General features: G+C 64.4%; 23 protein-coding genes. 15 read left to right on the top strand and 8 right to left on the bottom strand.

The window, feature by feature from the left end; translation table 11 throughout:
* Positions 1-82 precede the first annotated feature (82 nt).
* Positions 83-1273, top strand: a complete 1191-nt coding sequence (locus tag K8M09_RS05525; protein WP_160784889.1) for a hypothetical protein — start codon at positions 83-85, stop codon at positions 1271-1273.
* Positions 1274-1334: 61 nt separating this feature from the next.
* On the opposite strand, the gene creD is transcribed toward K8M09_RS05525, so the two are convergent.
* From creD to K8M09_RS05500, 4 genes are all read right to left on the bottom strand, one after another.
* Positions 1335-2759, bottom strand: a complete 1425-nt coding sequence (creD, locus tag K8M09_RS05520) for a cell envelope integrity protein CreD (RefSeq protein WP_160784890.1) — start codon at positions 2757-2759, stop codon at positions 1335-1337.
* A gap of 178 nt (positions 2760-2937) precedes the next feature.
* On the bottom strand, positions 2938-4725 hold the full coding sequence (aspS, locus tag K8M09_RS05515; protein WP_160784891.1) for an aspartate--tRNA ligase: 1788 nt from the start codon (positions 4723-4725) through the stop codon (positions 2938-2940).
* A 329-nt stretch (positions 4726-5054) separates the two neighbouring features.
* A complete protein-coding gene (locus K8M09_RS05505; protein WP_160784892.1) occupies positions 5055-5651 on the bottom strand; it encodes an NUDIX domain-containing protein in 597 nt (198 codons plus the stop codon).
* 15 nt (positions 5652-5666) lie between these two features.
* Positions 5667-7781 carry a molybdopterin oxidoreductase family protein gene (locus K8M09_RS05500; RefSeq protein WP_160784893.1) on the bottom strand — a complete coding sequence of 705 codons (2115 nt, stop codon included), beginning with the start codon at positions 7779-7781 and terminating at the stop codon, positions 5667-5669.
* A 102-nt stretch (positions 7782-7883) separates the two neighbouring features.
* On the opposite strand from K8M09_RS05500, the gene K8M09_RS05495 reads away from it, so the two are divergent.
* From K8M09_RS05495 to K8M09_RS05485, 3 genes are all read left to right on the top strand, one after another.
* Positions 7884-8744: a 23S rRNA (adenine(2030)-N(6))-methyltransferase RlmJ gene (locus K8M09_RS05495; RefSeq protein ID WP_160784894.1), complete on the top strand. Its 861-nt coding sequence runs from the start codon at positions 7884-7886 to the stop codon at positions 8742-8744.
* Between the two features lie 76 nt (positions 8745-8820).
* Positions 8821-9540 (top strand): ribonuclease T2 family protein, encoded by a 720-nt coding sequence (locus tag K8M09_RS05490; RefSeq protein WP_160784895.1) that lies wholly within the window; start codon positions 8821-8823, stop codon positions 9538-9540.
* A gap of 14 nt (positions 9541-9554) precedes the next feature.
* Positions 9555-10145, top strand: coding sequence for a glutathione S-transferase family protein (locus K8M09_RS05485; RefSeq protein WP_160784896.1), 591 nt, complete (start codon positions 9555-9557; stop codon positions 10143-10145).
* A gap of 61 nt (positions 10146-10206) precedes the next feature.
* Here the strand turns inward: K8M09_RS05485 and K8M09_RS05480 are convergent, their stop codons facing one another.
* Positions 10207-10842, bottom strand: a complete 636-nt coding sequence (locus K8M09_RS05480) for an outer membrane protein (protein WP_160784897.1) — start codon at positions 10840-10842, stop codon at positions 10207-10209.
* Between the two features lie 359 nt (positions 10843-11201).
* On the opposite strand from K8M09_RS05480, the gene K8M09_RS05475 reads away from it, so the two are divergent.
* From K8M09_RS05475 to K8M09_RS05455, 5 genes are all read left to right on the top strand, one after another.
* Entirely contained in the window at positions 11202-11966 is a 765-nt protein-coding gene (locus K8M09_RS05475) for an SDR family oxidoreductase (RefSeq protein ID WP_160784898.1), read from the top strand.
* Positions 11963-13996 carry an excinuclease ABC subunit UvrC gene (gene uvrC, locus K8M09_RS05470; RefSeq protein WP_160784899.1) on the top strand — a complete coding sequence of 678 codons (2034 nt, stop codon included), beginning with the start codon at positions 11963-11965 and terminating at the stop codon, positions 13994-13996. The genes K8M09_RS05475 and uvrC overlap by 4 nt, the downstream gene beginning before the upstream one ends.
* 125 nt (positions 13997-14121) lie before the next feature.
* A complete protein-coding gene (gene pgsA / locus K8M09_RS05465) occupies positions 14122-14706 on the top strand; it encodes a CDP-diacylglycerol--glycerol-3-phosphate 3-phosphatidyltransferase (protein ID WP_160784900.1) in 585 nt (194 codons plus the stop codon).
* Between the two features lies 1 nt (position 14707).
* The gene (gene moaD / locus K8M09_RS05460) at positions 14708-14962 is read left to right on the top strand and encodes a molybdopterin converting factor subunit 1 (RefSeq protein ID WP_160784901.1); all 255 of its coding nucleotides are present in this window, start codon (positions 14708-14710) and stop codon (positions 14960-14962) included.
* A gap of 3 nt (positions 14963-14965) precedes the next feature.
* The gene (locus K8M09_RS05455) at positions 14966-15439 is read left to right on the top strand and encodes a molybdenum cofactor biosynthesis protein MoaE (protein WP_160784902.1); all 474 of its coding nucleotides are present in this window, start codon (positions 14966-14968) and stop codon (positions 15437-15439) included.
* A gap of 3 nt (positions 15440-15442) precedes the next feature.
* On the opposite strand, the gene K8M09_RS05450 is transcribed toward K8M09_RS05455, so the two are convergent.
* A complete protein-coding gene (locus tag K8M09_RS05450; protein WP_160784903.1) occupies positions 15443-16339 on the bottom strand; it encodes a branched-chain amino acid ABC transporter permease in 897 nt (298 codons plus the stop codon).
* Positions 16340-16401: 62 nt separating this feature from the next.
* On the opposite strand from K8M09_RS05450, the gene K8M09_RS05445 reads away from it, so the two are divergent.
* Both K8M09_RS05445 and K8M09_RS05440 read left to right on the top strand, forming a co-directional pair.
* Positions 16402-16956 carry a CGNR zinc finger domain-containing protein gene (locus K8M09_RS05445; RefSeq protein ID WP_160784904.1) on the top strand — a complete coding sequence of 185 codons (555 nt, stop codon included), beginning with the start codon at positions 16402-16404 and terminating at the stop codon, positions 16954-16956.
* Complete coding sequence (locus tag K8M09_RS05440) at positions 16953-17450, top strand: hypothetical protein (RefSeq protein ID WP_160784905.1); 498 nt, start codon at positions 16953-16955, stop codon at positions 17448-17450. The genes K8M09_RS05445 and K8M09_RS05440 overlap by 4 nt, the downstream gene beginning before the upstream one ends.
* Before the next feature lie 249 nt (positions 17451-17699).
* Here K8M09_RS05440 and ndk read toward each other — a convergent pair whose 3' ends face one another.
* Both ndk and K8M09_RS05430 read right to left on the bottom strand, forming a co-directional pair.
* Positions 17700-18122 (bottom strand): nucleoside-diphosphate kinase, encoded by a 423-nt coding sequence (gene ndk, locus K8M09_RS05435; protein ID WP_050742909.1) that lies wholly within the window; start codon positions 18120-18122, stop codon positions 17700-17702.
* 104 nt (positions 18123-18226) lie between these two features.
* Positions 18227-18916: a glutathione S-transferase family protein gene (locus K8M09_RS05430; RefSeq protein ID WP_160784906.1), complete on the bottom strand. Its 690-nt coding sequence runs from the start codon at positions 18914-18916 to the stop codon at positions 18227-18229.
* A 133-nt stretch (positions 18917-19049) separates the two neighbouring features.
* Here K8M09_RS05430 and K8M09_RS05425 point away from each other — a divergent pair, with 133 nt between their 5' ends.
* The 4 genes from K8M09_RS05425 to K8M09_RS05410 all read left to right on the top strand — a co-directional run bounded on the left by K8M09_RS05425 (position 19050) and on the right by K8M09_RS05410 (position 23219).
* Entirely contained in the window at positions 19050-19559 is a 510-nt protein-coding gene (locus K8M09_RS05425) for a DinB family protein (protein ID WP_160784907.1), read from the top strand.
* Between the two features lie 199 nt (positions 19560-19758).
* A complete protein-coding gene (locus K8M09_RS05420; protein WP_160784908.1) occupies positions 19759-20043 on the top strand; it encodes a hypothetical protein in 285 nt (94 codons plus the stop codon).
* 129 nt (positions 20044-20172) lie between these two features.
* Positions 20173-21252: a GGDEF domain-containing protein gene (locus K8M09_RS05415; RefSeq protein WP_160784909.1), complete on the top strand. Its 1080-nt coding sequence runs from the start codon at positions 20173-20175 to the stop codon at positions 21250-21252.
* A gap of 80 nt (positions 21253-21332) precedes the next feature.
* Complete coding sequence (locus K8M09_RS05410; RefSeq protein WP_160784910.1) at positions 21333-23219, top strand: ABC-F family ATP-binding cassette domain-containing protein; 1887 nt, start codon at positions 21333-21335, stop codon at positions 23217-23219.
* Positions 23220-23287 lie beyond the last annotated feature (68 nt).

Below are 23287 nucleotides of genomic sequence, written 5' to 3'. Positions count from 1 at the left end.
ATGAATATATTTGCCGCGCCGCCCGTATAGGAGCGGTAACGGCAAGGCAGCCGTCCAAGAAATCCAGAAAGAGAGCCTATTCATGATGCGCACCTCCCATTTCCGCGCCCTCCTCGCCGGCGCAGCGCTCGCCACCCTGGCAAGCCCCGCCTTCGCACTCGATGGCGCGGATCTGCTGACCAAGCTGAACGCGACCTATGCCACCAGCGGCGTATCCATCACCTCCTCCAACGTTACCGCCGACGATTCGACCGTCACCCTGGAAGGCGTGGAAGTGAAGGCCACGGGCGCCGAAGCCCCGTTCAAGCTCGGCACGATCACCATGGACGGCGTCGAGGAAGACGGCGAAGGCGGCTACACGATCGAGACCGTTTCGTTCGAAGACATCAACGTCACCGAAACGGACACGACGGTCACGGCGCAGGACCTCGCCATCACCGGTGTCGTCATCCCCGGCACGGTCGTTCCCGGCACGCTCGATTCGCTCCTGATGTACGAATCGGCATCCGCCGGCCCGGTCAGCGTCAGCAGCAAGGGCAAGGAAGTGTTCTCCATGTCCGGCGCGGAAGCGAACATCACCCGCATGGACGGCGACGCCGGCCTCGAATTCGACGCCACCCTGTCCGACCTCAAGGCGGACCTGAGCTCGGTCGAGGACCCCAAGGCCAAGGAAACCATGGACAAGCTCGGCATCCACTCGCTGGATGGCAAGGTCTCCATGTCCGGTAGCTGGGAACTGGCGAGCGGCAAGATGACGGTCGACGAATATGCCTTCGACTTCAAGGATATCGGCCGCCTCAACATCACGCTGGCCTTCTCCGGCTACACGCTCGACTTCCTGAAGAACCTGCAGGAAGCCCTGAAGACCGCCGAATCCAACCCGAACAAGGAAGAAGCCAACGCCGCCATGGGCATGGCCATGATGGGCCTCGTCCAGCAGCTTACCTTCAACAATGCCTCGATCTCCTTCGACGACGCCTCCATCACCAAGAAGCTGCTTGAATATGCCGGCAGCGAACAGGGTGTGACGGGCGAGCAGATGGCACAGTCGCTGAAGGGCCTCGTGCCGATCATGGTCGCGCAGCTCAACATGCCCGACCTGCAGAACCAGATCTCCGCCGCCGTCACCACCTTCCTCGACGACCCGAAGAACCTGAAGATCAGCGCCGAGCCGAAGGAGCCGGTGCCGTTCCCGATGATCATGGGCGCCGCCATGGGCGCGCCGCAGACCATTCCGCAGGTCCTCGGCGTCACGGTCACGGCCAACCAGTAAGCCGTTCGGTCGGTTCGAAAACAGGAAGGCCCGGAGCATCGCTCCGGGCCTTCTTCTTTGTTCAGTTCGCCTGCGCCCTCCCCGTCCAGTCTACGCGGCGGGTCGCGTACATGGTGGTCGCGATGGAGGCGAAGGAGATGAGCGCGCCGGCAAGCAGCGCATATTCGTCCTCGCGCAGCACGAGGTACATGACGCCATAGGCGGACAGGAGCACGATGCCGAGCGCGAGGCCGTTCCGCCGGCTGGCCGTCGCCGCGCCGAGATAGGCGGCGATCAGGATCGTCGTTGCCAGTGCGGCCATGGCATAGGCGATGGCGAAGCCGGTGTGCTCGGCCAGCGCCAGCAGCAGCACGTAGAAGACGATGAGCGCGAGGCCCGTCAGCACATATTGAATCCAGTGCACCATGCGCCCGCCCTTCAGCTCCACGACGAAGACGGCGAGGAAGACGAGCGAGATAAAGCCGATGGAATATTTCAGCGTGCGCGAGACCACCTGATAGAACTGCACCGGCTCCACGAGGTTGATGTTCATCATGCTGCCCGACAGCGGCAGGGCCGAACCGGCCACCACCCTGTCGATGCCGCGGGCGAGATAGGGGATCGTCCATTTCGCAGTGAAGTCGGACGCCGTGATCGTCTTCTCTTCCGGCAGGAACAGCCCTTCGAAACCCGGATGCGGCCAGTTCGCACGGGCGGCAAAGGTCGTCGTCTGTCCCGCCGGCGCGACGGCGAAGCTGCGCGAACCGTTGAGCGACAGGGCGATCTCGAAGGCAAAACCCTTTTCGACCAGCGCGCGCTCGATGGGCCGGTGCACGCCGGCGCTCGTCTGCGGCGTGGCATAGCCGTCGCTGCCAACGACGGTCATCGCGGAAATCTGCCGCATGCCCGGATCGAACGGCCGCAACGCACCGCCATCGATCCTCACACCGGCATCGGAGCGGATGCCGGTGATATCGTTGATGTTGAGCACGAGCACGGCGCGGTCGAGCTGCGGCGTGCCGGGGAACTGCGAAAGATCCTGCAACATGCTGGCGCCGAAGCGGCCCTTCAGCGTCAGCGCGCCGTTATAGACGGGCAGCGTGTAGATCGAGAGCCGGCGCTCCTCCGTCTTGAGGTCCGCCGTCACGTCGAGCGTTTCCGGCATGACCAGCGCCCATTCCGTTGCCTGCTCGACGACGGTGCGCCCGTCGACCTCGCGGCTGCGCTGCACGTCGAAGGGCACCGCGATATAGGGGCCGTTGATCGCCTGCGCGCCGCCCCAGCCATTGGCGATGCGGTTCGACACATCCGTCGCCCGCTGGGCGCGCTCTTCCGTGAGGCCCCAGACGAGGAGCAGCGGCACGAGCAGCGCCACGGAGATGATGCCGATCATGATGAACTTGACACCCGGCGAGCGCAGCAGCGTCGCTACGTTTCCGCGCGGCTCGGGATGGGGAAATGGTCGGGATGAATTGGGAACGGGATCGTCGGTCTGTGTTTCGGTCATGAAAAGTCCCTCCAGTCATGAATCGCCTCTTGCGGGCGCGACTTCACGCTAGGGGTGCATTTCGACCGATTATGCGCGGAAATGGGATCGGCCGGCGGCGAAACCGCGGCATTGTGGCGTCTTCACGCAAAAGGGGCCGGCGTTTCCGCCGGCCCCTTTTTCAAAACTGCCGAAAGGCTCAGTCCTTCTTGGACGGAACGACGCGCAGCGCCAGTTCGCGAAGCTGCGTCGGCGTTGCCGGCGACGGGGCGTTCATCAGGAGGTCCTGCGCCTGCTGGTTCATCGGGAACAGCGAGATTTCGCGCAGGTTCTTCGCACCGACGAGCAGCATGACCACGCGGTCGATGCCGAAGGCGCAGCCGCCGTGCGGCGGGGCACCGTACTGGAAGGCGCGGTAGAGGCCGCCGAAGCGCTCTTCCACGTCGCCCTGCGAGAGGCCTACCTTCTCGAAGGCCTTCACCATCAGTTCCGGCGACTGGTTACGGATCGAGCCCGAGGCGATCTCGAAGCCGTTGCAGACCGCGTCGTACTGATAGGCCTTCAGCTCCAGCGGATCCTTGCTGTCGAAGGCTTCGAGGCCGCCCTGCGGCATCGAGAAGGGGTTGTGCGCGAAGTCGATCTTCTTTTCGTCTTCGTTGTATTCGTAGAACGGGAAGTCGACGATCCAGCACATTTCGAAGCGGTCGCGATCGACGAGGTTCAGCTCCTCGCCGGCGCGGGTGCGGGCTTCGCCGGCGAACTTGTAGAACTTGGCCGGGTCGCCGGCGACGAAGAAGCAGGCGTCGCCGTCATCGAGGCCGAGCTGCGTGCGGATGGCTTCCGTGCGCTCCTCGCCGATGTTCTTGGCGAGCGGGCCTGCGCCTTCCAGCTTGTCGGCTTCCTTGCGCCAGAAGATGTAGCCGAGGCCAGGCTGGCCGGTCGACTGCGCCCAGGCGTTCATGCGGTCGCAGAAGGCGCGGCTGCCGCCGGTCTTGGCCGGAATCGCCCAGACCTCGACCTTCGGGTTCGACGCGATCATGTTGGCGAAGACCTTGAAGCCGGAGCCGGCGAAATGCTCAGTCACGGCCTGCATGACGATGGGGTTGCGCAGGTCCGGCTTGTCGGAGCCGTATTTGCGGATCGCTTCATCGTAAGGAATACGCGGCCACTCTTTCGTGACGGGCTTGCCCTCGGCAAACTCCTCGAAGACGGCCGTCATCATCGGTTCCATCGTCTGCCAGACATCTTCCTGGGTGACGAAGCTCATCTCGACGTCGAGCTGGTAGAATTCGCCCGGCAGGCGGTCGGCGCGCGGGTCTTCGTCGCGGAAGCACGGCGCGATCTGGAAGTAGCGGTCGAAACCGGCGACCATCAGGAGCTGCTTGTACTGCTGCGGGGCCTGCGGCAGGGCGAAGAACTTGCCTTCATGGATGCGGCTCGGCACGAGGAAGTCGCGCGCGCCTTCCGGCGAGGAGGCCGTGAGGATCGGCGTGGTGTATTCGGCAAAGCCGGCCTCGCCCATGCCCTTGCGCATGGCGGAGATGATCTGCGTGCGCTTGACGATGTTCCGGTGCAGCGTCTCGCGGCGCAGGTCGATGAAGCGGTACTTGAGGCGGACGTCTTCCGGATATTCCGGCTCGCCGAAGACCGGCAGCGGCAGTTCCTTGGCGGCCGACAGGACTTCGATGTCCTGCGCGTAAAGCTCGATCTCGCCGGTCGGCATGCCCTTGTTGACCGTGTCTTCGGTGCGCGCCTTGACGAGGCCGTCGATGCGGATCACCCATTCGCCGCGCACGGTCTCGGCCTTCTTGAAGGCCGGGGAATCGGGGTCGGCGACGACCTGGGTGATGCCGTAATGGTCGCGCAGGTCGATGAAGAGCACGCCGCCGTGATCTCGAACGCGGTGGACCCAGCCGGAAAGACGGACGGTCTGGCCGACATCGGACTTGCGGAGAGCGGCGCAGGTGTGGCTGCGGTAACGGTGCATCGTGGTATCCTGAAATGCTGACAGGCCGCGCGGGAAGGTCCCGGCGCAGCTACCCAAGAAAATCGCGCGGAAAAGCGCATGGTGGCGGCCGTTTGTCAAGGCTTGGCGGGGGCGAGGCGCGTGGGAGGGTAAGTTGCCGGGCGGGATTACCCCCCTCTGCCCTGCCGGGCATCTCCCCCTCAAGGGGGAGATTGGATGGAGGACCGTTTCGCCCATCGCCAGCGTCATTGGTTGAGGAAAGTGCCTGCCTCTTGCCGATCTCCCCCCTTGAGGGGGAGATGCCTGGCAGGGCAGAGGGGGGGTGTGCCTCCGCAGAAACTATCCGAGGTTCACCCGAACGTCTCCCGATTCAGCATCAGCCATTGCAGCATCATGATCGTCTTGGAATCGACAATGCCGCCGGTGGCGATCAGGCCGTAAGCCTCATCAATGGGCATTTCGACGATCTCGATATCCTCGCCCTCGCCATCCACGCCGCCGCCCTTGCCGTCCTGCTTCGAAGAATCGATGTGGGCGGCGAAGCAGCTCACGCGCTCCGTCAGCGTTCCGGGGCTGGAATACATATCGAAGACGTGGCGGAGGTCGCTGACGGCGTAGCCCGTTTCCTCCATCGCCTCGCGGCTGATGGCATCCTCCGGGCTGTCGTCGTCGAGAAGGCCGGCGGGGATTTCCAGCAGGAAACCGTCCGCATGGCCGCCGAAGAAGGCGCCGGGGCGGAACTGGCGCACCAGCACGACCGTCCTGCGTGAAGGATCGACCAAGAGGATCGCGGCGGCTGCGCCGTGGTCGTGCACCTCGCGGTCGAGGAACTCGACCCGGCCGTCGGCGCGGGTCTGCTCGAGGACGATGGTGCGCAAATGGATGAAGCGCTTCCAGACCGTCTGCTGCTCGACGATGCGGATGGAAGACTGCTTTTCTGCGGACATGAAATACCCTCGGTGTCAGGCCTTGCGCAACCAGACGCGGTTATCGTGGAAGGCAGCGCCGCCATAGGGCGCGACGGGATCGGCGCCCGTCAGGACATTGATGCCCTCGCCGTCGAGATGGGCAGAATTCGGCCAGATGCCCTCGGCGATCAGCACGCCCGGCTTGGCATCGCCGGTGATCTTCGCATGCAGGCGGATATCGCCGCGCACATTGCCGAGGCGGACGATATCGCCCTGTTCGATGGCGTTTGCCACGGCGTCCTCGGGATGAATCATCACCTCCGGCCGGCCCTCGCGCTCCTTCGAACCCTTGGTTTCCGTGAAGGTGGAATTGAGGAAGGTGCGGGCCGGCGAGGTGGCGAGGCGGAACGGGTGTTCGGCGTCCACCGTCTCGATCACCGCGACATAATCCGGGAAGGTCGGCAGGTCCTCGTGCGGGCCGAAGGCACCGAGCGCTTTCGGCGGCTTGTTGGGGGCCGGCGTGTTCGTCCAATTCGGGCGGAAGCGGAATTTGCCATCCGGGAAGCCGAAACCCTTGCCGAAATGCGCGGCCTCGAAATCCGGCTGGCAGTCGATCCACTTCTCCTGCTGCAGCCCGTCGAAGTCCATCTCGTAATAGGGCAGCATGCGGGTGATGTGCTCGCGCTCGGTGAGGCCGAAGCCCGGCAGATGCGCGACGCCGAGGCGTTTTGCCAGTTCCTCGATGACGAAGAGATTGGTGCGCACGGTCTGAGGCGGCTCGACGAGCTTGGGGCCGAGCAGGATGTGCTGGTGGCCGCCGCCGCGATAGATATCGTCATGCTCGACGAACATGGTGGCCGGCAGCACGATATCGGCGAGCTTGGCCGTGTCGGTCATGAAGTGCTCGTGCACGGCGACGAAGAGGTTGCTGCGCAGGAAGCCTTGCTTCACGAGGCGCTGTTCGGGCGCGACGTTCACCGGGTTGGTGTTCTGGATCAGCATGGCCGTGACGGGGCCGCGGTCGCGCAGCGCCACGGCGTCGCCCGTCAGGACGCGGCCGATCTGCGACTGGTCGAGCATGCGGATATCGGGATCGACCATTTTAGCGAGCGTCAGCTCGGCCTTGCGGATGTGGAAGATATCCGAATTGCTGTGGAACGCGCCGCCGCCCTCATACTGCCAGGAGCCGAGCACGGTGGCGATGGAGAGCGCCGCATGCATCGACACCGCGCCGTTGCGGCTGCGGGTGAAGCCGTAGCCGAGGCGGAAATAGCTCTTCTTCGTGCGGCCGACGAGCGCGGCAAAGGTCTCGATCTCCTCGGCGGAAAGGCCGGTGATATCGGCGGCCCATTGCGGATTTCGGGTCGCCAGATGGGCTTCGAGGCCGGCGGGGTCGTCGGCGAACTTTTCCATATAGGCGCGGTCGGCATGGCCGTCGCGGAAGGCGATGTGCATGGCGGCGCAGGCGAGCGCGGCGTCCGTGCCGGGGCGCAGCTTCAGGGCGATATCCGCCTGCTTCATCGTCGGGTTGTCGTAGATGTCGACCACGACGATCTTGGCGCCGCGCTCCTTGCGGGCCTTGATGGCGTGGGTCATCACGTTGACCTGCGTGGAGACCGGGTTGGTGCCCCAGATGACCACGCAGTCGGATTTCGCCATCTCGCGCGGATCGGGACCGCGCAGGGTGCCCGCGCCCATGGTGTAGCCAGTCCAGGCGGGATTGGTGCAGATCGAGCCGAAGAAGCCGGAATAGCGCTTGGCGTGGCGCAGGCGATCGATGGAATCGCGCTGCACGAGGCCCATCGTGCCGGCGTAGAAATAGGGCCAGACGGCCTCGCTGCCATAGGCCTGCTCGGCCTTGACGAAATTCTCGGCGATGGCATCGAGCGCGGCTTCCCAGGAAATGTCGCCCCAGTCGCCGCCGCCCTTCTCGCCCTTGCGCACGAGCGGCTTCATCAGCCGGTCGGGATGGTAGAGGCGCTCGGCATAGCGGGCGACCTTGGCGCAGATGACGCCGGCCGTGTAGCTGTTGTCGGGGCTGCCTTTCACGCGGCCGATGCGGCCATCCGCGCTTATCTCGACATCGAGCGCGCAGGTGGAGGGACAGTCGTGCGGGCAGGCCGAATGGCCGATCCGCGGTTTTCCGAGATGGGGGGTCGCAACGTTCATGGCTTTTCTATATTGCAGAGCGCAAAGGCCCAAAAGGCAAATCGTGTCACCATTTCAACAATTCATCGACGCATCATTGCGGATGATCCCGGGCAGCGCTCCATGAACTATCGCCACATCTACCACGCCGGCAATTTCGCGGATGTGCTGAAACATGCCGTGCTCGCGCGCCTCGTCACCTACATGCAGGGCAAGGACAAGGCGTTTCGCGTGCTCGATACCCATGCGGGCATCGGCCTCTACGACCTTTCCAGCGAGGAGGCGCAGAAGACGGGCGAATGGCTGGATGGTATCGGCCGGCTTCTTGCAAGCGACATGCCGGCGGCGGTGGCGGACGTCCTTGAACCTTATCTCAAGGTCATTCACGAACTGAATCCGCAGGGCGGGCTAACCCATTATCCAGGCTCGCCAAAACTCGCTCGTATGCTCTTCCGCCCGCAGGACCGGCTTTCGGCCATGGAACTGCATCCCGACGACTACGAGACGCTGCACCGGCTCTTCGACGGCGATTTCCAGAGCCGTATCACCCATCTCGACGGCTGGCTTTCGCTCGGCGCGCATCTGCCGCCGAAGGAGAAGCGCGGCATCGTGCTGGTCGATCCGCCCTTCGAGATCGAAGGCGAATACGAGCGGCTGGTGGAGGGGCTGGAAAAGGCCGTGAAGCGCTTTGCCGGCGGGGTCTATTGCCTATGGTATCCGCTGAAGAAGAACGCGCCGATCCCCGCCTTCCACAAGGCGCTGAAGGAGACGGGCATTCCCAAGATGCTCTGCGCCGAGCTTTCCGTGAAGAGCGACCGCGAGACGACAGGGCTGACCGGCTCCGGCCTCATTGTCGTCAACCCGCCCTTCACGCTGAAGCAGGAACTCGACGTGCTGCTGCCCTTCCTCAAGGAGCGGCTGGCGCAGGACCGTTTCGCCTCGGCGCGCGCCTTCTGGCTTGCGGGGGAAGCGAAGGCCTCTTGACCTTTGGCTTTCGGCGGCAACAATCGCGCGCCGAACCGGGAGAGACCTTCATGACGCCTTTTTCCGCAGCCCGCCGATGATCCGGCTGCCCTCCTCCATCCTCGCGCGCTCCGCATGGCTGTTGCTGGCCGTGCTTGCCGGTTGCAGCGAAGAAAAGCCGGCGGAAAAGCCGAAGACCGAGACGAACCGCATAACGCCGGAAAAGCGTGCGCAGGTGCCGCTCGGCAAGGGCTTCGACTTTTATGTGCTGTCGCTCTCCTGGTCGCCGACCTGGTGTTCGGAGAACGATGCCGGCGGCCGGACGCAGCAGTGCCGGCGCGGCGAGGACAACGGCTTCATCGTGCATGGCCTGTGGCCGCAGAACGAGCGCGGCTATCCGGAATATTGTTCGACACGGGAATCGGACCGCGTGCCGGAAAGCCTCGGCCGCACCGTTCTCGACATCATTCCCTCCATGGGGCTGATCGGCCACCAGTGGCGCAAGCATGGAAGCTGTTCGGGCCTCAGCCAGAAGGACTATTTCGCCGTCACCCGCGCGGCCTTCGAGCGCGTGCGCATTCCCACCGAGATGGAAGAGCAGCGCGGCGGCCGGCGTCTTGCGCCCGAAGCGGTGGAGGAAGCCTTCATCGCGGCCAATCCGGGCCTTGACGCCAAAGGCATGGCCGTCACCTGCGCGGGCGGGCAACTGGAAGAGGTCCGCATCTGCATGAATGCCGACCTTTCCTTCCGCCCCTGCCCCGCCGTCGACCGCGCCGCCTGCCGTGCCAAAACCATCGAACAGCCGCCCATCCGTTAGAACAGGAACCGCCCATGAAGATCTTCTATTCCGACGCCTCGCCTTACTCCACCAAGGTGCGCATGGCCGCGCTCTATGCCGGCCTTCCGGCCGAATCGGTCGTGGTCGACACCAATGCCGATCCGTCCGAGCTTCTGGCGGCCAATCCTCTCGGCAAAATCCCGACGCTGCTTACCGACGAGGGCCTTGCCGTCTTCGACAGCCGCGCGATCATGAACTACATTGATCGCCAGACGCGCGGTTCGCTCTATCCGCGCAACGCCGCCAAGCGTACGGAAACGGATATTCTGGAAGCGACCGCCGACGGCATCTGTGACAGCCTGCTCGCCATCGTCTACGAGCGCCGCGCCCGGCCGGAAGAAAAGATCCACCAGCCCTGGATCGACCGCCAATGGCAGAAGGTGGAACGTGCGCTCGACCATCTGGAGGCCAACATGCCGCGCCTCGGAAAGAAGCCGAATGCCGGCCATTTCGCGCTGGCCGCGATGCTGCGCTACATCGAATTGCGCTTTACCGGAAAATGGCAGCGCGGCCGGCCGAAGCTGAAGCGCTACCTCGCCCGCTTCGAGGCCGTCTTCCCCGACTACGCGAAGTTCAAGGGTTGAACATAGCAAAAAGGCCGCGGATCGCTCCGCGGTCTTTTCGTATTTCCAGAGCCGTCGAGGCTTAGAACTTCACGCCCATACCGACGCGGACGCTGTGGTCTTCGAAGCCACTGCGCGTGCCGGCACCGTGGAAGGTCTTCTTGCCGTAGTCGCTGTAGCGGTATTCGACGCGCGCCGTGACGTTGTCCGTGACGAAGGCTTCGACACCGGCGCCGGCAGTCCAGCCGAGCAGGGTCGCATCGTCCTTGGCGCCAGCATTCGTCTCGACTTCGACGTTCGAGGCGGCGATACCACCCGTGCCGTAGACGAGAACCGGGTTCAGGTCGACACCGACGCGAGCGCGGATGGAGCCGTTCGCACCCTGCTTGGCCGTGAAGCCATGCGAGTTGTTGTCGACGCCGGAGTAGCTGAGGTCGGCTTCGCCACCGTAGACGAGCTGGCCGCTCTGCATGTTGTAGCCGCCGTAGACGCCGCCGCCGAGGGCATGGCCGCGATCCTTGTCCTGACCGTTGAACTTGCCCTTCTGCCAGGTGGCGTTACCACCGACATAGGCGCCCGACCAGTTCTTGACGACCGGCTCGGAATATTCAGCGGCCGGAGCCTGCGGAACTTCGTCGATGGCGTCAGCGGCGTGAGCGGCCTGGAAGGCGACCATGGAAACGGTCGAAGCGATGAGGGTGGCGATAAGTGTACGCATGTTATTCTCCTTTACTAAACGACGCCCTCTCAATGGGAGGCTGTCGGGCATCGTCATTCCTGTTCAGTCCCGCCCGGTTGAGGGGAATTTGAATAAAGATTGAGGAAATGAAAGAGCCAAAATGTGAAATGATTGTGGCAGACACGCGGCACAAATGGGATGTGACTTTTGAACAACAGGGAATTCATTAACCACAATTTCAACAAATCAAGAATACGCGGAAATATACTCCGAATTACTTCGAAGGAGCTTTTGCAGTTAATTTTTCTGCAACCAATTTTCAGGGGGAGTTTAAGCCTGCGCAGAGATGTCTATATCTTTGACCGGTTAATCAAATGAATCGGCAGGACGGATATTTCTTGAGCAAGCCCCTGAAGACGGCCCTCGTGACGGGCGGCGCAAGGCGCATCGGCAAGGCCATCGTGGAAGATCTGGCGGCAAACGGTTTCGCCGTCGCCATCCATGCGAACGAATCCTTCGAGGAGGCGGAGGTCATCGCCCGGCGCCTGAACGCGAATGGCGGCAGAGCCCTCGCCGTGCAGTGCGACCTTGCGGACGGGGCCGCGACAGGCCGCCTTGTCGAAAAGGCCGTGGCCGCGATCGGGCCGCTCGGCCTGCTCGTCAACAATGCCTCCGTCTTCAAGCCGGATACGGTCGACACCTTCGACGATGCGCTTCTGGACCGGCATTTCGCCGTCCATGTGAAGGCCCCTTCCATCCTCGCCCGCGATTTCGTGCGGCAGCTTCCGCAGGACATGCCCGGCTCCATCGTCAACATCATCGACCAGCGCGTCTGGAACCCGACGCCGCGCTACTATTCCTATACGTTGTCGAAATCGGCCCTCTGGATGGCGACGCGCACCATGGCGCAGGGCTTTGCGCCGCGCGTGCGCGTCAACGCCATCGGCCCCGGTCCCTCGCTGCCGAGCGAGCGGCAGGACGACGCGGCCTTCCGGGCGCAGGTGGAGGGCCTGATCCTCCAGCGCGGGCCTTCGCTGGACGAATTTGGCCGCACAGTTCGCTTTTTGTTCGACACGCCCTCCATTACGGGGCAAATGATAGCGCTCGACGGCGGGCAGCATCTCGCCTGGGAAACACCCGATGTCTGGGGAATAGCGGAATGAACGGCCGGAAGGTGGAGGATGGCGGCATCCTCTATGACGAGAACGAGACGGACGACGAGGACGAGCTTCAGGAAAGCCCGCCCGAAGGCGCCGCCGCGTCCGGCATCGACTGGAACGAGGGCGGCGAGGCGCCGGAAGGGCTGATCGGGGCCGAACTGATCCAGCACTTCGTCAAGCGCCTGCCGAACAGCCCGGGCGTCTACCGCATGTTCAATGCGGATGGAGACGTGCTCTATGTCGGCAAGGCGCGCAGCCTGAAGAAGCGCGTAACGAATTATGCGCAGGGCCGCGGCCATTCCAACCGCATCACGCAGATGATTCGCCTGACGGCGAACATGGAATTCGTCACCACCCGCACCGAGACCGAGGCGCTGCTGCTGGAAGCGAACCTCATCAAGCGCCTGCGCCCGCGCTTCAACGTGCTTTTGCGCGACGACAAGTCGTTCCCCTATATCCTCGTGACCGGGGACAGCCGCGCACCGGCGATCTTCAAGCATCGCGGCGCGCGCAGCCGCAAGGGCGACTATTTCGGCCCCTTCGCCTCGGCGGGGGCCGTGGGGCGCACGATCAACTCGCTCCAGCGCGCCTTCCTGCTGCGCACCTGCACCGACAGCGTCTTCGAGACGCGCAGCCGGCCGTGCCTGCTCTACCAGATCAAGCGCTGTTCCGGCCCCTGCACCCATGAGATCACGGACCGGGACTATGCCGAACTGGTGCAGGAGGCGAAGGACTTCCTTTCCGGCAAGAGCCAGAAGGTGAAGGCGCATATGGCCGAGGCCATGAACGCCGCTGCCGAGGACCTCGATTTCGAGCGCGCCGCCGTCTTTCGCGACCGGCTGGCGGCGCTTTCGCACGTCCAGAGCCATCAGGGCATCAATCCGGCCGGCGTGGAGGAGGCCGACGTCTTCGCCATCCACCATGAAGGCGGCATTTCCTGCATTCAGGTCTTCTTCTTCCGCACCGGGCAGAACTGGGGCAACCGCGCCTATTTCCCCAAGGCCGATCCGCAGCTTACCGGCGCAGAAGTGCTCAACGCCTTCCTCGCCCAGTTCTATGACGACAAGCCCTGTCCGCGGCAGATCCTTCTCTCCGAGCCGGTCGAGGAAATCGATCTGCTGTCACAAGCGCTTTCCGAGCGCTCCAATTACAAGGTGACGATCTCCGTGCCGCAGCGCGGCGAGAAGAAGGACCTCGTCGACCATGTGGTGGCCAATGCCCGCGAGGCGCATGGCCGCAAGCTGGCCGAGACGGCATCGCAGTCGCGCCTGCTGGAAGGTTTTGCTTCAACCTTCAAGCTGCCCTATGTGCCGCGCCGCATCGAGATCTACGACAACTCGCACATCATGGGCACCAATGCCGTGGGCGGCATGGTGGTGGCGGGGCCGGAAGGCTTCGTGAAGGGGCAATATCGCAAGTTCAACATCAAATCGACCGACATCACGCCCGGCGACGACTTCGGCATGATGAAGGAAGTGATGACGCGGCGCTTCTCGCGTCTCATCAAGGAAGAGGGCCTGCCGGACCGCAATGCCGACCAGAGCGCGGATGCCGCGGACCTGCCCTTCCCCGCCTGGCCCGACGTCATCCTCATCGACGGCGGCCAGGGGCAGATGACGGCGGTGCGGGCCATTCTGGAAGAACTCGGCATCACCGATCAGGTCATCGCCATCGGCGTCGCCAAGGGCGCGGACCGCGAGGCGGGGCGCGAGCGATTCTTCATGAAGGGCATTGCCGACTTCTCGCTGCCGCCGCGCGATCCGGTGCTCTATTTCGTGCAGCGCCTGCGCGACGAGGCGCACCGCTTCGCCATCGGCTCGCACCGGGCGCGGCGCAAGAAGGAGATGGTCAAGAACCCGCTCGACGAGATCGCCGGCATCGGCCCGACGCGAAAGCGCGCCCTGCTCCAGCATTTCGGCACCGCCAAGGCCGTCTCGCGCGCCGCGATGGCGGATCTGATGGCGGTGGGCGGCATTTCGGAGAGCGTCGCGCGCATCGTCTACAACCATTTCCACGACGACGCTGCGGGTTGACGGCGATATTCCGGCTTTTCCGCCAAGCCTCCGTAAATTCGCCAAGAATTGCCGGAAACAAAGGTTGACGGCGCTCGCACAAAGACCTCATCTAGCCGCACCAGACAGTCGAGACTGAAAAATCCATGGCTTCCCGCGCATATAGCATTCCGAACCTTCTCACCTACGGCCGCATCCTGGCCGTTCCCCTGATCGTGCTGTGCTTCTTCATCGAGGGACGGCTGGAATCGTCGGACTTCGCGCGCTGGACGGCCTTCTGGCTGTTCGTTGCCGCGTCGATCACCGACTATCTGGACGGTTATCTCGCCCGCATCTGGAACCAGACGTCGAATATCGGCCGCATGCTGGACCCGATCGCCGACAAGCTGCTGGTCGCCTCCGTGCTGCTGCTGATGGCCGCAGACGGCACGATCGCCGGCTGGACGATCTGGGCCGCGATCATCATCCTGTGCCGCGAAATCCTCGTCTCGGGCCTGCGCGAATATCTCGCCGACCTCAAGGTCTCCGTGCCGGTGACGCGCATCGCCAAGTGGAAGACGGCGATCCAGATGTTCGCCATCGCCTTCCTGCTGGCCGGCCCGGCCGGCGACAAGGTGCTGCCCTACACGACCGAGATCGGCATCACCCTGCTGTGGGTCGCCGCGCTCATCACCATGTATACCGGCTACGACTATTTCCGCGTCGGCCTGAAGCATATCGTGGACGAATAGCATGACGAAGCTCGTCTATTTCGCCTGGGTGCGCGAACGGATCGGCAAGGGCGAGGAAGAGATCGACCTGCCCGCCGCCGTGAAGACGGGCGGCGATCTTCTGCGGCATCTCAAGACGCTGGGCGAGAACTATGCCCATGCGCTGGAGCATGAGAAGGTCATCCGCATCGCGATCAACCAGGAGCATGTCGAGCACGACGAGCCTATCGCCGGCGCGCGCGAGATCGCCCTCTTCCCGCCGATGACCGGGGGCTGACCAATGGCCGGCGGCGTCTCGGCTCCGGTGATCGTGCGCGTCCAGACGGACGATTTCGACGTCATGGCCGAAACGGCGCGCCTTACCGCCGGCGGCGCTTCCGCTGGTGCCATCGTGACCTTTACCGGCCTCTGCCGCGACGAGGGCGGCAAACTTTCCGCGCTGGAGCTGGAGCATTATCCCGGCATGGCCGAGGCGGAGATCGGCCGCATCTGCCGGCTGGCCGTCGAGCGCTTCTCGCTGCTCGGCATCACGGCGATCCACCGGGTCGGCAAGATCGCGCCGGGCGGCAATATCGTGCTCGTCATCGCCGCCGCCCCCCATCGCCACGCCGCCTTCGACGGCGCGTCCTTCGTCATGGATTACCTGAAGACCTCCGCGCCCTTCTGGAAGAAGGAGCACTTTGCCGATGGCAGCACCGGCGGCTGGGTCGACGCCAAGGACAGCGACGACCGAGCGCGGGACAAATGGTCCTGAGCCTTACGGCGCCGGCCTCTCCCGTCTGAAGATCACCAGCAGCAGCACCAGCGCGGAAAAGATCGCGAAGTCACGCCAGAGGAATTCGCCATAGGCGCTCCAGAGCGTTTCGGCGGCCCCCATCGCCGCGCCGCCGAGCGCCGAGCGAAGCGGCGCCCCCGCCCCGCCGATGGCGGCGATGAACAGCACCTTCACCCCGAAGACGAGACCCGCGCCGAAATCCATGTTGCCGTAATAGGAAACGGCGAGGATGCCGGAGAGGCTGGCGATCAGCGCCGCACTCGCATAGGCCGCGAGATAGACGCCCGCCGCATCCACGCCGCACAGTTCCGCCGCCCGCCGGTCCTGCGAGACCGCGCGCCAGCGCCGGCCCCAGGCCGAGCGGACGAGGAAGACATGGCCGATGGCGACGATGGCGGCGAAGGCCAGCGTGTTGGCCAGTTGCAGCACTGTCAGCACGACCGGGAAGGCCGGATCGTTCCAGAGCACCACCGGCGTCGCCAGCAGCGGCGGCAGCCAGAGGCTGCGCGTATCGGAGGCAAGCCGCGCCGTCTCCATCAGCACCAGCACGGTGCCGAGCGCGGCGACGACCACCGTATTGTCCGAGGAAAAGGCGAGCGGGCGCATGACATGCCGCCCGATGACAAGGCCAGCGCCGACGCCGTAGATCAGCGCAGCAACCGCGCCGAAGGCAAGCGCGGCCGGCAGCACCAGCCAGAGATGGTTCCAGCCATACCCCGCGAACAGCACGAACATCTGCGCGGCGAAGGCGAAGAGCGCGCCATAGCCGATATCCGCCCGCCGCGTCACCGCGAAGGCGATGGAATAGCCGAAGGCCAGCGCCGCATAGAGCGCGGCGACCGGCACGGCATTGGCGACCTGCTGCAGGAAATAGGCCATGGGCGCTCCGGGCTTTGGCAAATTATAACTGGCAAAATTGCTTTTACCAGTTAGAATATCGCATGACCTTTTCCTGGACCCCGCATCGTTTCTCCGGCGGCGCGCTCGCCCTCGATGTCGCCAATTCCGTCGTGCTGCGCGCCGACCCGGAACGGCGGATCGACCGCTTTGCCGATCCGGCGGTGATGGATGCCTTTTCCGAAGGTGCGAACAGGCACGGAGCGGAACGCGCTCTTTTCGGCGGGCTGGAGCCGGCCTGCGAGGCGGCACGGGCCGGGCTGGTGGAGCTTCGCGAGGCGATCGACCGGCATTTTCGCGCAGAGGCGCTGGGCGAAGGGCAGCCGGCGCTGCTGGCCGATTTGCTCGAGGCTATCGCGGGTACGCTGCGCCGGTCCGGCGCGCGGCGGCGGGCGCTCGATACCGCGACGGCCCGCTCCGCGCTGCTGCTGCTGTCGCGGCCGGAGCCGGAGCGGCTGAAAATCTGCCCGAACTGCCAATGGCTGTTTCTCGACCGCAGCCGCAACCGCTCGCGCGCCTGGTGCGACATGGCCGTCTGCGGCAACCGGGTGAAGGCGAGCCGCCACTATCACCGCAATCGCGAGGACCAGCAGCCATGAAACGCCTTCTGCCGATCCTGCTCGTGCTTCTGCTTGCCGCCTGCCAGCGCGAGGCCGGCCCCGATCCGCTGAAGCTGACGGGCCGGATATTCGTCTTCAACTACCGCCTCGCCTACGCTACCTATCTCGTCACGCTGGAGCAGACTCAGCCCCTACCCGAGGGCTCCATCGTGAAGGCGGAATTCGAGAACCCGGCGGGTGGCGCAGCGCTGATGCTGGAGCGAAAAATCTTCCCCGGTCTGCCGCGCGTGGTGCTGGAAAGCCCGGATGTGACCTGCGTGAAAAAGGGACGGCCCTATAAGGTCGAGATCGCGGTGGTGGGGCCGGATGGCACCCGGCTGCAGGCGCTCGAGGTGGAGGTGACCTCCGATGTCGACCAGAGCGTGCTTCCGGCAAAACCCCTCGTCGTCGGCCCCGGCTACGAGAAGAACCCGGAAGTCTTCAAGGACGGCAAGGCGCCCGCACATTTCGAAACGGCAAAATGCGGGCAATGAAAAACCGGGGTCTTTCGGCCCCGGTCCAAATGGTCGGCAAGGCAGAAAACCTCCCCTCCGTCATTCTCGGGCCTGTCCCGAGCATCTGCGGCGTCGCGATTCTGCGATGCCTTGGCAGATCCTCGGCACAAGGCCGAGGATGACGACAGTGGGTGGGGGAAACGCTTTCCGCAAAAAAGAAACCGGGGCCTTCCAGCCCCGGTTCCAGAGTCATTTCAAAGGCTTCCGGCCTTGGCCGGACAAACCGATTCAGCCGACGATTTCGGTGTCGGAGAACCAGTACTTGATTTCCTGGGCAGCGGTTTCCGGGGCGTCGGAGCCGTGGACCGAGTTCTCGCCGATGGACAGAGCGTGGGTCTTGCGGATGGTGCCTTCGTCGGCGTTGGCCGGGTTGGTGGCGCCCATGACTTCGCGGTTCTTGAGGATCGCGTTCTCGCCTTCGAGAACCTGAACGATCGTCGGGCCGGAGGTCATGCCTTCAACGAGTTCGCCGAAGAAGGGGCGCTCCTTGTGAACGGCGTAGAAGCCTTCGGCTTCGCGCTTGCTCATCCAGACGCGCTTGGAAGCTACGACGCGCAGGCCTGCGTCTTCGAGCATCTTGGTGATCGCGCCGGTGAGGTTGCGCTTCGTTGCGTCCGGCTTGATCATCGAAAAGGTGCGTTCAATCGCCATTTTCCCGTTTCCCTTGGTTTTCCGGTGAAAGTGGCGGTTCCATAGCCGCCAACGCCCGGCAAAACAAGGGGGTGGCGGCGTTTGGCGCGTTCGGCCTCAAACTTTCATGCAGCCGTCACACGATGGCCGATGCCGCCGTGGAGGTCGAGGCAGCGCGCGAACCACAGGGCGACCGGATCGTCCGCCTCCAGCACTTTCGTGCCCGCGGTGGTGCGCAGCCATTGCAGCGCGCCGAAGACGATATAGTCGGGGAAAAGCGGCTCCTCGCCGCCGATGAAGGGCTGGACCTTCAGCATGTTGCGCAGCGGCTGGAGCTTTTTGGCAAAGCCCTCGACCTCCGCCTTGCCCGCCGCCGCGATCTCCTCCAGCGACGCGCCGAGGCGTTCCTCGCGGCTGCTTCGGAAATAGGCCCTGTCGGCCGGGCCGAGCAGGTCGTGGATATCGAGGATCGCGATACGGGTGACGGCCATGTGCAGCGTCGATTGCGACCAGTTCTCGATGAAGCGGGCCATGGCCTTGCCGCCCTCCCCGCAGAAAAGCGACGGACGGTCGGGATAGGCCTCGTCGAGATAGAGCGCGATCTCGAAGCTATCCCGCACCAGCCTGTCGCCATCGCGCAGCAGCGGCACCGTCGCCGTGCTGCCGTTCTCGATGGCGGGAATCTCGGTAAAGCCTACCGGCACCGTCTCATAGTCGAGGCCCTTGTGGGCGAGCGACATCACGGTCTTCCAGACATGAGGCGAGAACTGGCGGGCCTTGTCGGCGCCGGCAAGGGCGTAGAGCAGTCGGGTCATCGAAACCTCGTTATTCGGTCGGCGCGCATTGGAGCGCAGCGCCGCTCTGCACGCAAATCAGATAATTTCATGGGTCGCATTCACGCGCTCGATGGCTGCTTCGTCTATGATAGGCGCCATCATGGAGATCGCGATGCTTGACCACTACCGCATGTTCGCCGCCTATAACGCCTGGGCCAACCGCACCCTCTATACGGAGGTCGGCAAGCTCGACGACGAGGCATTCCGCAAGAATCTCGGCGCCTTCTTCGGCTCGCTTCACCGCACGCTCAACCATCTCCTGACCGCCGACCGCATCTGGCTGAAGCGCTTCACCGGCAAGGGCGATGCGCCGGCCAGCCTTGACGCGGTGCTGCACGAGGATTTTGCCGGGCTTTGGGCCGCGCGGCAGGCGGAGGATGCACGCCTTTCCGCCTTCATCGATTCGCTGAGCGAAGAGCAGCTCCGGGCCGACATCACCTATAGCCCGCTCACCAATCCGGCGATCATCACCCATCCGCTCGAGCCGGCGCTGACCCATGTCTTCAACCACCAGACCCATCACCGCGGCCAGTGCCACGGCCTGTTGACGGCCCTCGGCGGCCCCAGCCTTGCGCTGGACCTCATTTATTTCGTGCGGACCGAGGGCAAGGAATTCCTATAAATTTTAGGGTGCGCGACATCTTCCTGTTCCTGCAACAGTAGTGATACAGTTATGGGGTATGGAAGCGCTCTGTGCCGATTTCGGGGGCTGTTCCGCCCTGTCACCCAGGTGACAGGCACGGACGATCGGTGATGAGATAGTCGCTGCCATTGGGGCCGGCGCCGGATGGCGCGGGCCTCGCCCGGAGAGAGGAAATACAATGGCAAGAACGAACGAAGAGTGGGCAGCCCTGCTCGGCAGTACGCTTTGCAAGATGGCCCGCGTTTACGGCACCGACGCCCCGGACGCCTACCTGCCGGAAGACTGCTATCCGGTCATCGAGAAGACTTTCGAGGTCGCGCTGAAGGAAGCCCGCGCCGAAGGCTATGCCGCGGCCATGCGCGAGATGCAGCAGAACCGGCCGCCCCGCGCCGCCAGCCCGTCGCGCCCCACGGTGATCAGCCAGTTCATGCGGGTCATTCCGCTGACCCGGCGCACCGCCTGACGAGCCCTCTATCGATCAGGTTGAATCTGCAATCCAGCACACGCAAAATTAACCGCGCAATCCGATAGTTACGCCCAAGAACCTCCAGAGCGCGGCTTCCTGCCCGCGCCCTTCAGCCGACGGCGTTTCATGACCAGCAAAACAACCTCCGCCCCGAAAGACGCACCACAGGCCGTTCCGCCGCTCATGGCGCGCATCGCCCATGTCATGGCCAGCTTCGGCATTGCGCCGCTGCCGCGCAATTACGAGCTGCTGTTCGAGGCGCTGAACGGCAATGCGGGCGTGGCGCGCGAGATCGCCGCGCTCGGCAAGACGCCCGATCAGGCCTCTCTCGACGCCATCGCCCTGCGCCACGCGCTGCCGAGCCATAATGTGCTTGCCGCCGGTCAGGCGGCCGGCGAGGCCGTGCGGCTGCTTTCGGAAATCGCCCGCACGGCGGAGGAGAACCATCGCCAGCGCGCCGCGACCATTCAGGAACTGGAGGAAATCGCCGCGCGCATGAGCCGCGATCCCGTGCTCGGCATTTCCGACTTCTCCAGCGATGCGGTGCGCCTGCTGTCGCTGGTCCGCGACATTATCGGCTCCGACCGGACCGCCGCCGCCCGCATGGGGGACCTCCAGTCCCATCTCGACGGCCTGCGCTCCGGCCTCTCCGTCAGCCGCGAGGCCCTGACCCACGACCCGGTGACGGGCCTAGCCAACCATGCCGCCCTGCTCAGCCATTTGAAGCCGTTCTTCCAGGAAGAGGCCGGGGAAACCGCGGCGCTCCTGCTCTTCCGCGTCGAGCAGCTCAGGGAGTTTGCCGAGACCCATCCGGCGGGCGCGGCGGAAAAGACGCTGAAGCGCCTTGCCGCCATCTTCCGCCAGTCGGTCAAGAAAAACGATTTCGTCGCCCGCACCGGGCCGGACCTCTTCTGCCTGCTGCTGTCCGATGTGGACCGCGAAATCGCCGTCAACATCGCCCGGCGCGTGGCGGGGCGGGTCGCGGAAAAGCCCTTCCCCTTCATGGATCGCGAACTGCCGGCCGGCTTCCTGACGCTGACCGCCGGCGTTTCGATGAGCGATTCGGCGAAATCCCCGATCATGCTCTACGATCAGGCGGACCAGGCCCTCGCCTATGCGGGGGAAACGGGCATCGCCCTGCGCATCTACTCCGCCGAGGTCGCCGACCGGACAGGCCGGACCTACCGGGCGGGCAACGCGGCATAGGCGGCGCGGCCCGCATCTTCCCGTGATTGCGCGCGCAAAACCGCTTCGCACTTTCGCAGGAATTGCTCTATAGAGCCGGCATGATCACGATTTCCGGCCTCACCGCCCGCGTTGCCGGGCGTCTCCTCATCGATAACGCCTCCCTTTCGCTGCCGAGCGGCGTGAAAGTGGGTCTTGTCGGCCGCAACGGCACCGGCAAGTCCACGCTGTTCCGCGTCATCACCGGCCAGCTCGCCTCGGAAGCCGGCACCATTTCGCTGCCGAAGAACGCGCGCATCGGCCAGGTCGCGCAGGAAGCGCCGGGCACGGACGAATCCCTGATCGAGATCGTGCTTGCCGCCGACAAGGAGCGCGCGAGCCTCCTCAAGGAAGCCGAGACGGCGAGCGACCCGCACCGCATCGCAGAAATCCAGACGCGGCTGACCGATATCGGCGCGCATTCGGCCGAAGCGCGCGCGGCGAGCATCCTTGCCGGCCTCGGCTTCGACCATGAGGCCCAGCAGCGCCCGGCGAAAAGCTTTTCCGGCGGCTGGCGCATGCGCGTGGCGCTGGCGGCTGTGCTGTTCTCCGAGCCGGACCTGCTGCTGCTCGACGAGCCGACCAACTATCTCGACCTCGAAGGCACGCTCTGGCTGGAAGACTATGTGCGGCGCTATCCGCACACCGTCATCGTCATCAGCCACGACCGAGACCTGCTGAACACCGCCGTCAACGCCATCGTGCATCTCGACCAGCAGAAGCTGACCTTCTATCGCGGCTCCTACGACCAGTTCGAGCGCCAGAAGGCCGAGGCCGACGAATTGCAGATGAAGGCGAAGGCCAAGAACGAGGCCGCGCGCAAACACCTGCAAAGCTTCATCGACCGCTTCAAGGCCAAGGCCACCAAGGCCAAGCAGGCGCAGAGCCGTGTGAAGGCGCTGGAGCGCATGGGCACGGTCGCGGCCGTGGTCGAGACGCATGTGCAGCCGATCACCTTTCCGGAGCCGGAAAAGCAGCCCGCCTCGCCGATCATCGCCATCGAGGGCGGCGCGGTCGGCTATGCGCCGGGCAAGCCGATCCTCAAGCAGATCAACCTCAGGATCGACAATGACGACCGCATCGCGCTGCTCGGCTCGAACGGCAACGGCAAGTCGACCTTCGCCAAGTTCATCTCCGGCCGGCTGGAAGCCGAGGCGGGTGCCGTCAAGCGTGCGCCGGGGCTGAAGATCGGCTTCTTCGCCCAGCACCAGCTCGACGACCTCATTCCCGACCAGTCGCCCGTCGAGCATGTGCGCCGGCTGATGCCGGAAGCGCCGGAAGCCAAGGTGCGCGCCCGCGTCGCCCAGATGGGCCTTGCGACGGAGAAGATGTCGACCGCTGCAAAAGACCTTTCCGGCGGCGAGAAGGCACGCCTGTTGATGGGCCTTGCGGCCTTCGACGCGCCGAACCTGCTCATCCTCGACGAGCCGACGAACCATCTGGATATCGACAGCCGCCGCGCGCTGATCGAGGCGCTGAACGATTATGAGGGCGCGGTCATCCTCATCTCGCATGACCGCCACCTGATCGAGGCGACGGTGGACCGGCTCTGGCTGGTCAACAACGGCACCGTGAAATCGTTCGACGGCGACATGGAGGAATATCGCAGCCTCATCGTCCAGTCCGGCAAGAAGGACGAGAAGGACAAGCCCGCCTCGGCCGGCGGCGAGGCCAACAAGGCGGAGCTGCGCAAGGCCAATGCCGACCGGCGCGCGCAATTCGCTCCGCTGAAGAAAAAGATCAGCGAAATCGAATCCTTGACGGCAAAACTGCACAAGCAGATTCAGCTTCTTGATGCGGAACTCGCAGATCCCGCGCTCTACGAGAAGAACCCGGCCAAGGCCGCGGAGAAGGCGAAGATGCGCTCCATGGCCGTCGACAAGCTGAGCGAAGCCGAGGACCAGTGGCTGGAGCTTTCGGCCGAATACGAAGAGGCGATGGCCGGCTGACCGGCCGCGCCCATCCTCGATAAACGCTCAAAAAACAGGCGGATAGCAAATGGAAACCCTTACGACGA

The organism is Shinella zoogloeoides, from assembly GCF_020883495.1.
Classification (GTDB): domain Bacteria; phylum Pseudomonadota; class Alphaproteobacteria; order Rhizobiales; family Rhizobiaceae; genus Shinella; species Shinella zoogloeoides.
The sequence above is the reverse complement of the archived record's forward strand: the minus strand, read 5'-3'. Positions and strand labels throughout refer to the sequence as shown.

Excerpts from the sequence above, each read along its gene's own strand:
- K8M09_RS05525 (WP_160784889.1), top strand. The coding sequence starts at position 83 with ATGATGCGCACCTCCCATTTCCGCGCCCTCCTCGCCGGCGCAGCGCTC.
- creD (WP_160784890.1), bottom strand. The coding sequence starts at position 2,759 with ATGACCGAAACACAGACCGACGATCCCGTTCCCAATTCATCCCGACCA.
- aspS (WP_160784891.1), bottom strand. The coding sequence starts at position 4,725 with ATGCACCGTTACCGCAGCCACACCTGCGCCGCTCTCCGCAAGTCCGAT.
- K8M09_RS05505 (WP_160784892.1), bottom strand. The coding sequence starts at position 5,651 with ATGTCCGCAGAAAAGCAGTCTTCCATCCGCATCGTCGAGCAGCAGACG.
- K8M09_RS05500 (WP_160784893.1), bottom strand. The coding sequence starts at position 7,781 with ATGAACGTTGCGACCCCCCATCTCGGAAAACCGCGGATCGGCCATTCG.
- K8M09_RS05495 (WP_160784894.1), top strand. The coding sequence starts at position 7,884 with ATGAACTATCGCCACATCTACCACGCCGGCAATTTCGCGGATGTGCTG.
- K8M09_RS05490 (WP_160784895.1), top strand. The coding sequence starts at position 8,821 with ATGATCCGGCTGCCCTCCTCCATCCTCGCGCGCTCCGCATGGCTGTTG.
- K8M09_RS05485 (WP_160784896.1), top strand. The coding sequence starts at position 9,555 with ATGAAGATCTTCTATTCCGACGCCTCGCCTTACTCCACCAAGGTGCGC.
- K8M09_RS05480 (WP_160784897.1), bottom strand. The coding sequence starts at position 10,842 with ATGCGTACACTTATCGCCACCCTCATCGCTTCGACCGTTTCCATGGTC.
- uvrC (WP_160784899.1), top strand. The coding sequence starts at position 11,963 with ATGAACGGCCGGAAGGTGGAGGATGGCGGCATCCTCTATGACGAGAAC.
- pgsA (WP_160784900.1), top strand. The coding sequence starts at position 14,122 with ATGGCTTCCCGCGCATATAGCATTCCGAACCTTCTCACCTACGGCCGC.
- moaD (WP_160784901.1), top strand. The coding sequence starts at position 14,708 with ATGACGAAGCTCGTCTATTTCGCCTGGGTGCGCGAACGGATCGGCAAG.
- K8M09_RS05455 (WP_160784902.1), top strand. The coding sequence starts at position 14,966 with ATGGCCGGCGGCGTCTCGGCTCCGGTGATCGTGCGCGTCCAGACGGAC.
- K8M09_RS05450 (WP_160784903.1), bottom strand. The coding sequence starts at position 16,339 with ATGGCCTATTTCCTGCAGCAGGTCGCCAATGCCGTGCCGGTCGCCGCG.
- K8M09_RS05445 (WP_160784904.1), top strand. The coding sequence starts at position 16,402 with ATGACCTTTTCCTGGACCCCGCATCGTTTCTCCGGCGGCGCGCTCGCC.
- K8M09_RS05440 (WP_160784905.1), top strand. The coding sequence starts at position 16,953 with ATGAAACGCCTTCTGCCGATCCTGCTCGTGCTTCTGCTTGCCGCCTGC.
- ndk (WP_050742909.1), bottom strand. The coding sequence starts at position 18,122 with ATGGCGATTGAACGCACCTTTTCGATGATCAAGCCGGACGCAACGAAG.
- K8M09_RS05430 (WP_160784906.1), bottom strand. The coding sequence starts at position 18,916 with ATGACCCGACTGCTCTACGCCCTTGCCGGCGCCGACAAGGCCCGCCAG.
- K8M09_RS05425 (WP_160784907.1), top strand. The coding sequence starts at position 19,050 with ATGCTTGACCACTACCGCATGTTCGCCGCCTATAACGCCTGGGCCAAC.
- K8M09_RS05420 (WP_160784908.1), top strand. The coding sequence starts at position 19,759 with ATGGCAAGAACGAACGAAGAGTGGGCAGCCCTGCTCGGCAGTACGCTT.
- K8M09_RS05415 (WP_160784909.1), top strand. The coding sequence starts at position 20,173 with ATGACCAGCAAAACAACCTCCGCCCCGAAAGACGCACCACAGGCCGTT.
- K8M09_RS05410 (WP_160784910.1), top strand. The coding sequence starts at position 21,333 with ATGATCACGATTTCCGGCCTCACCGCCCGCGTTGCCGGGCGTCTCCTC.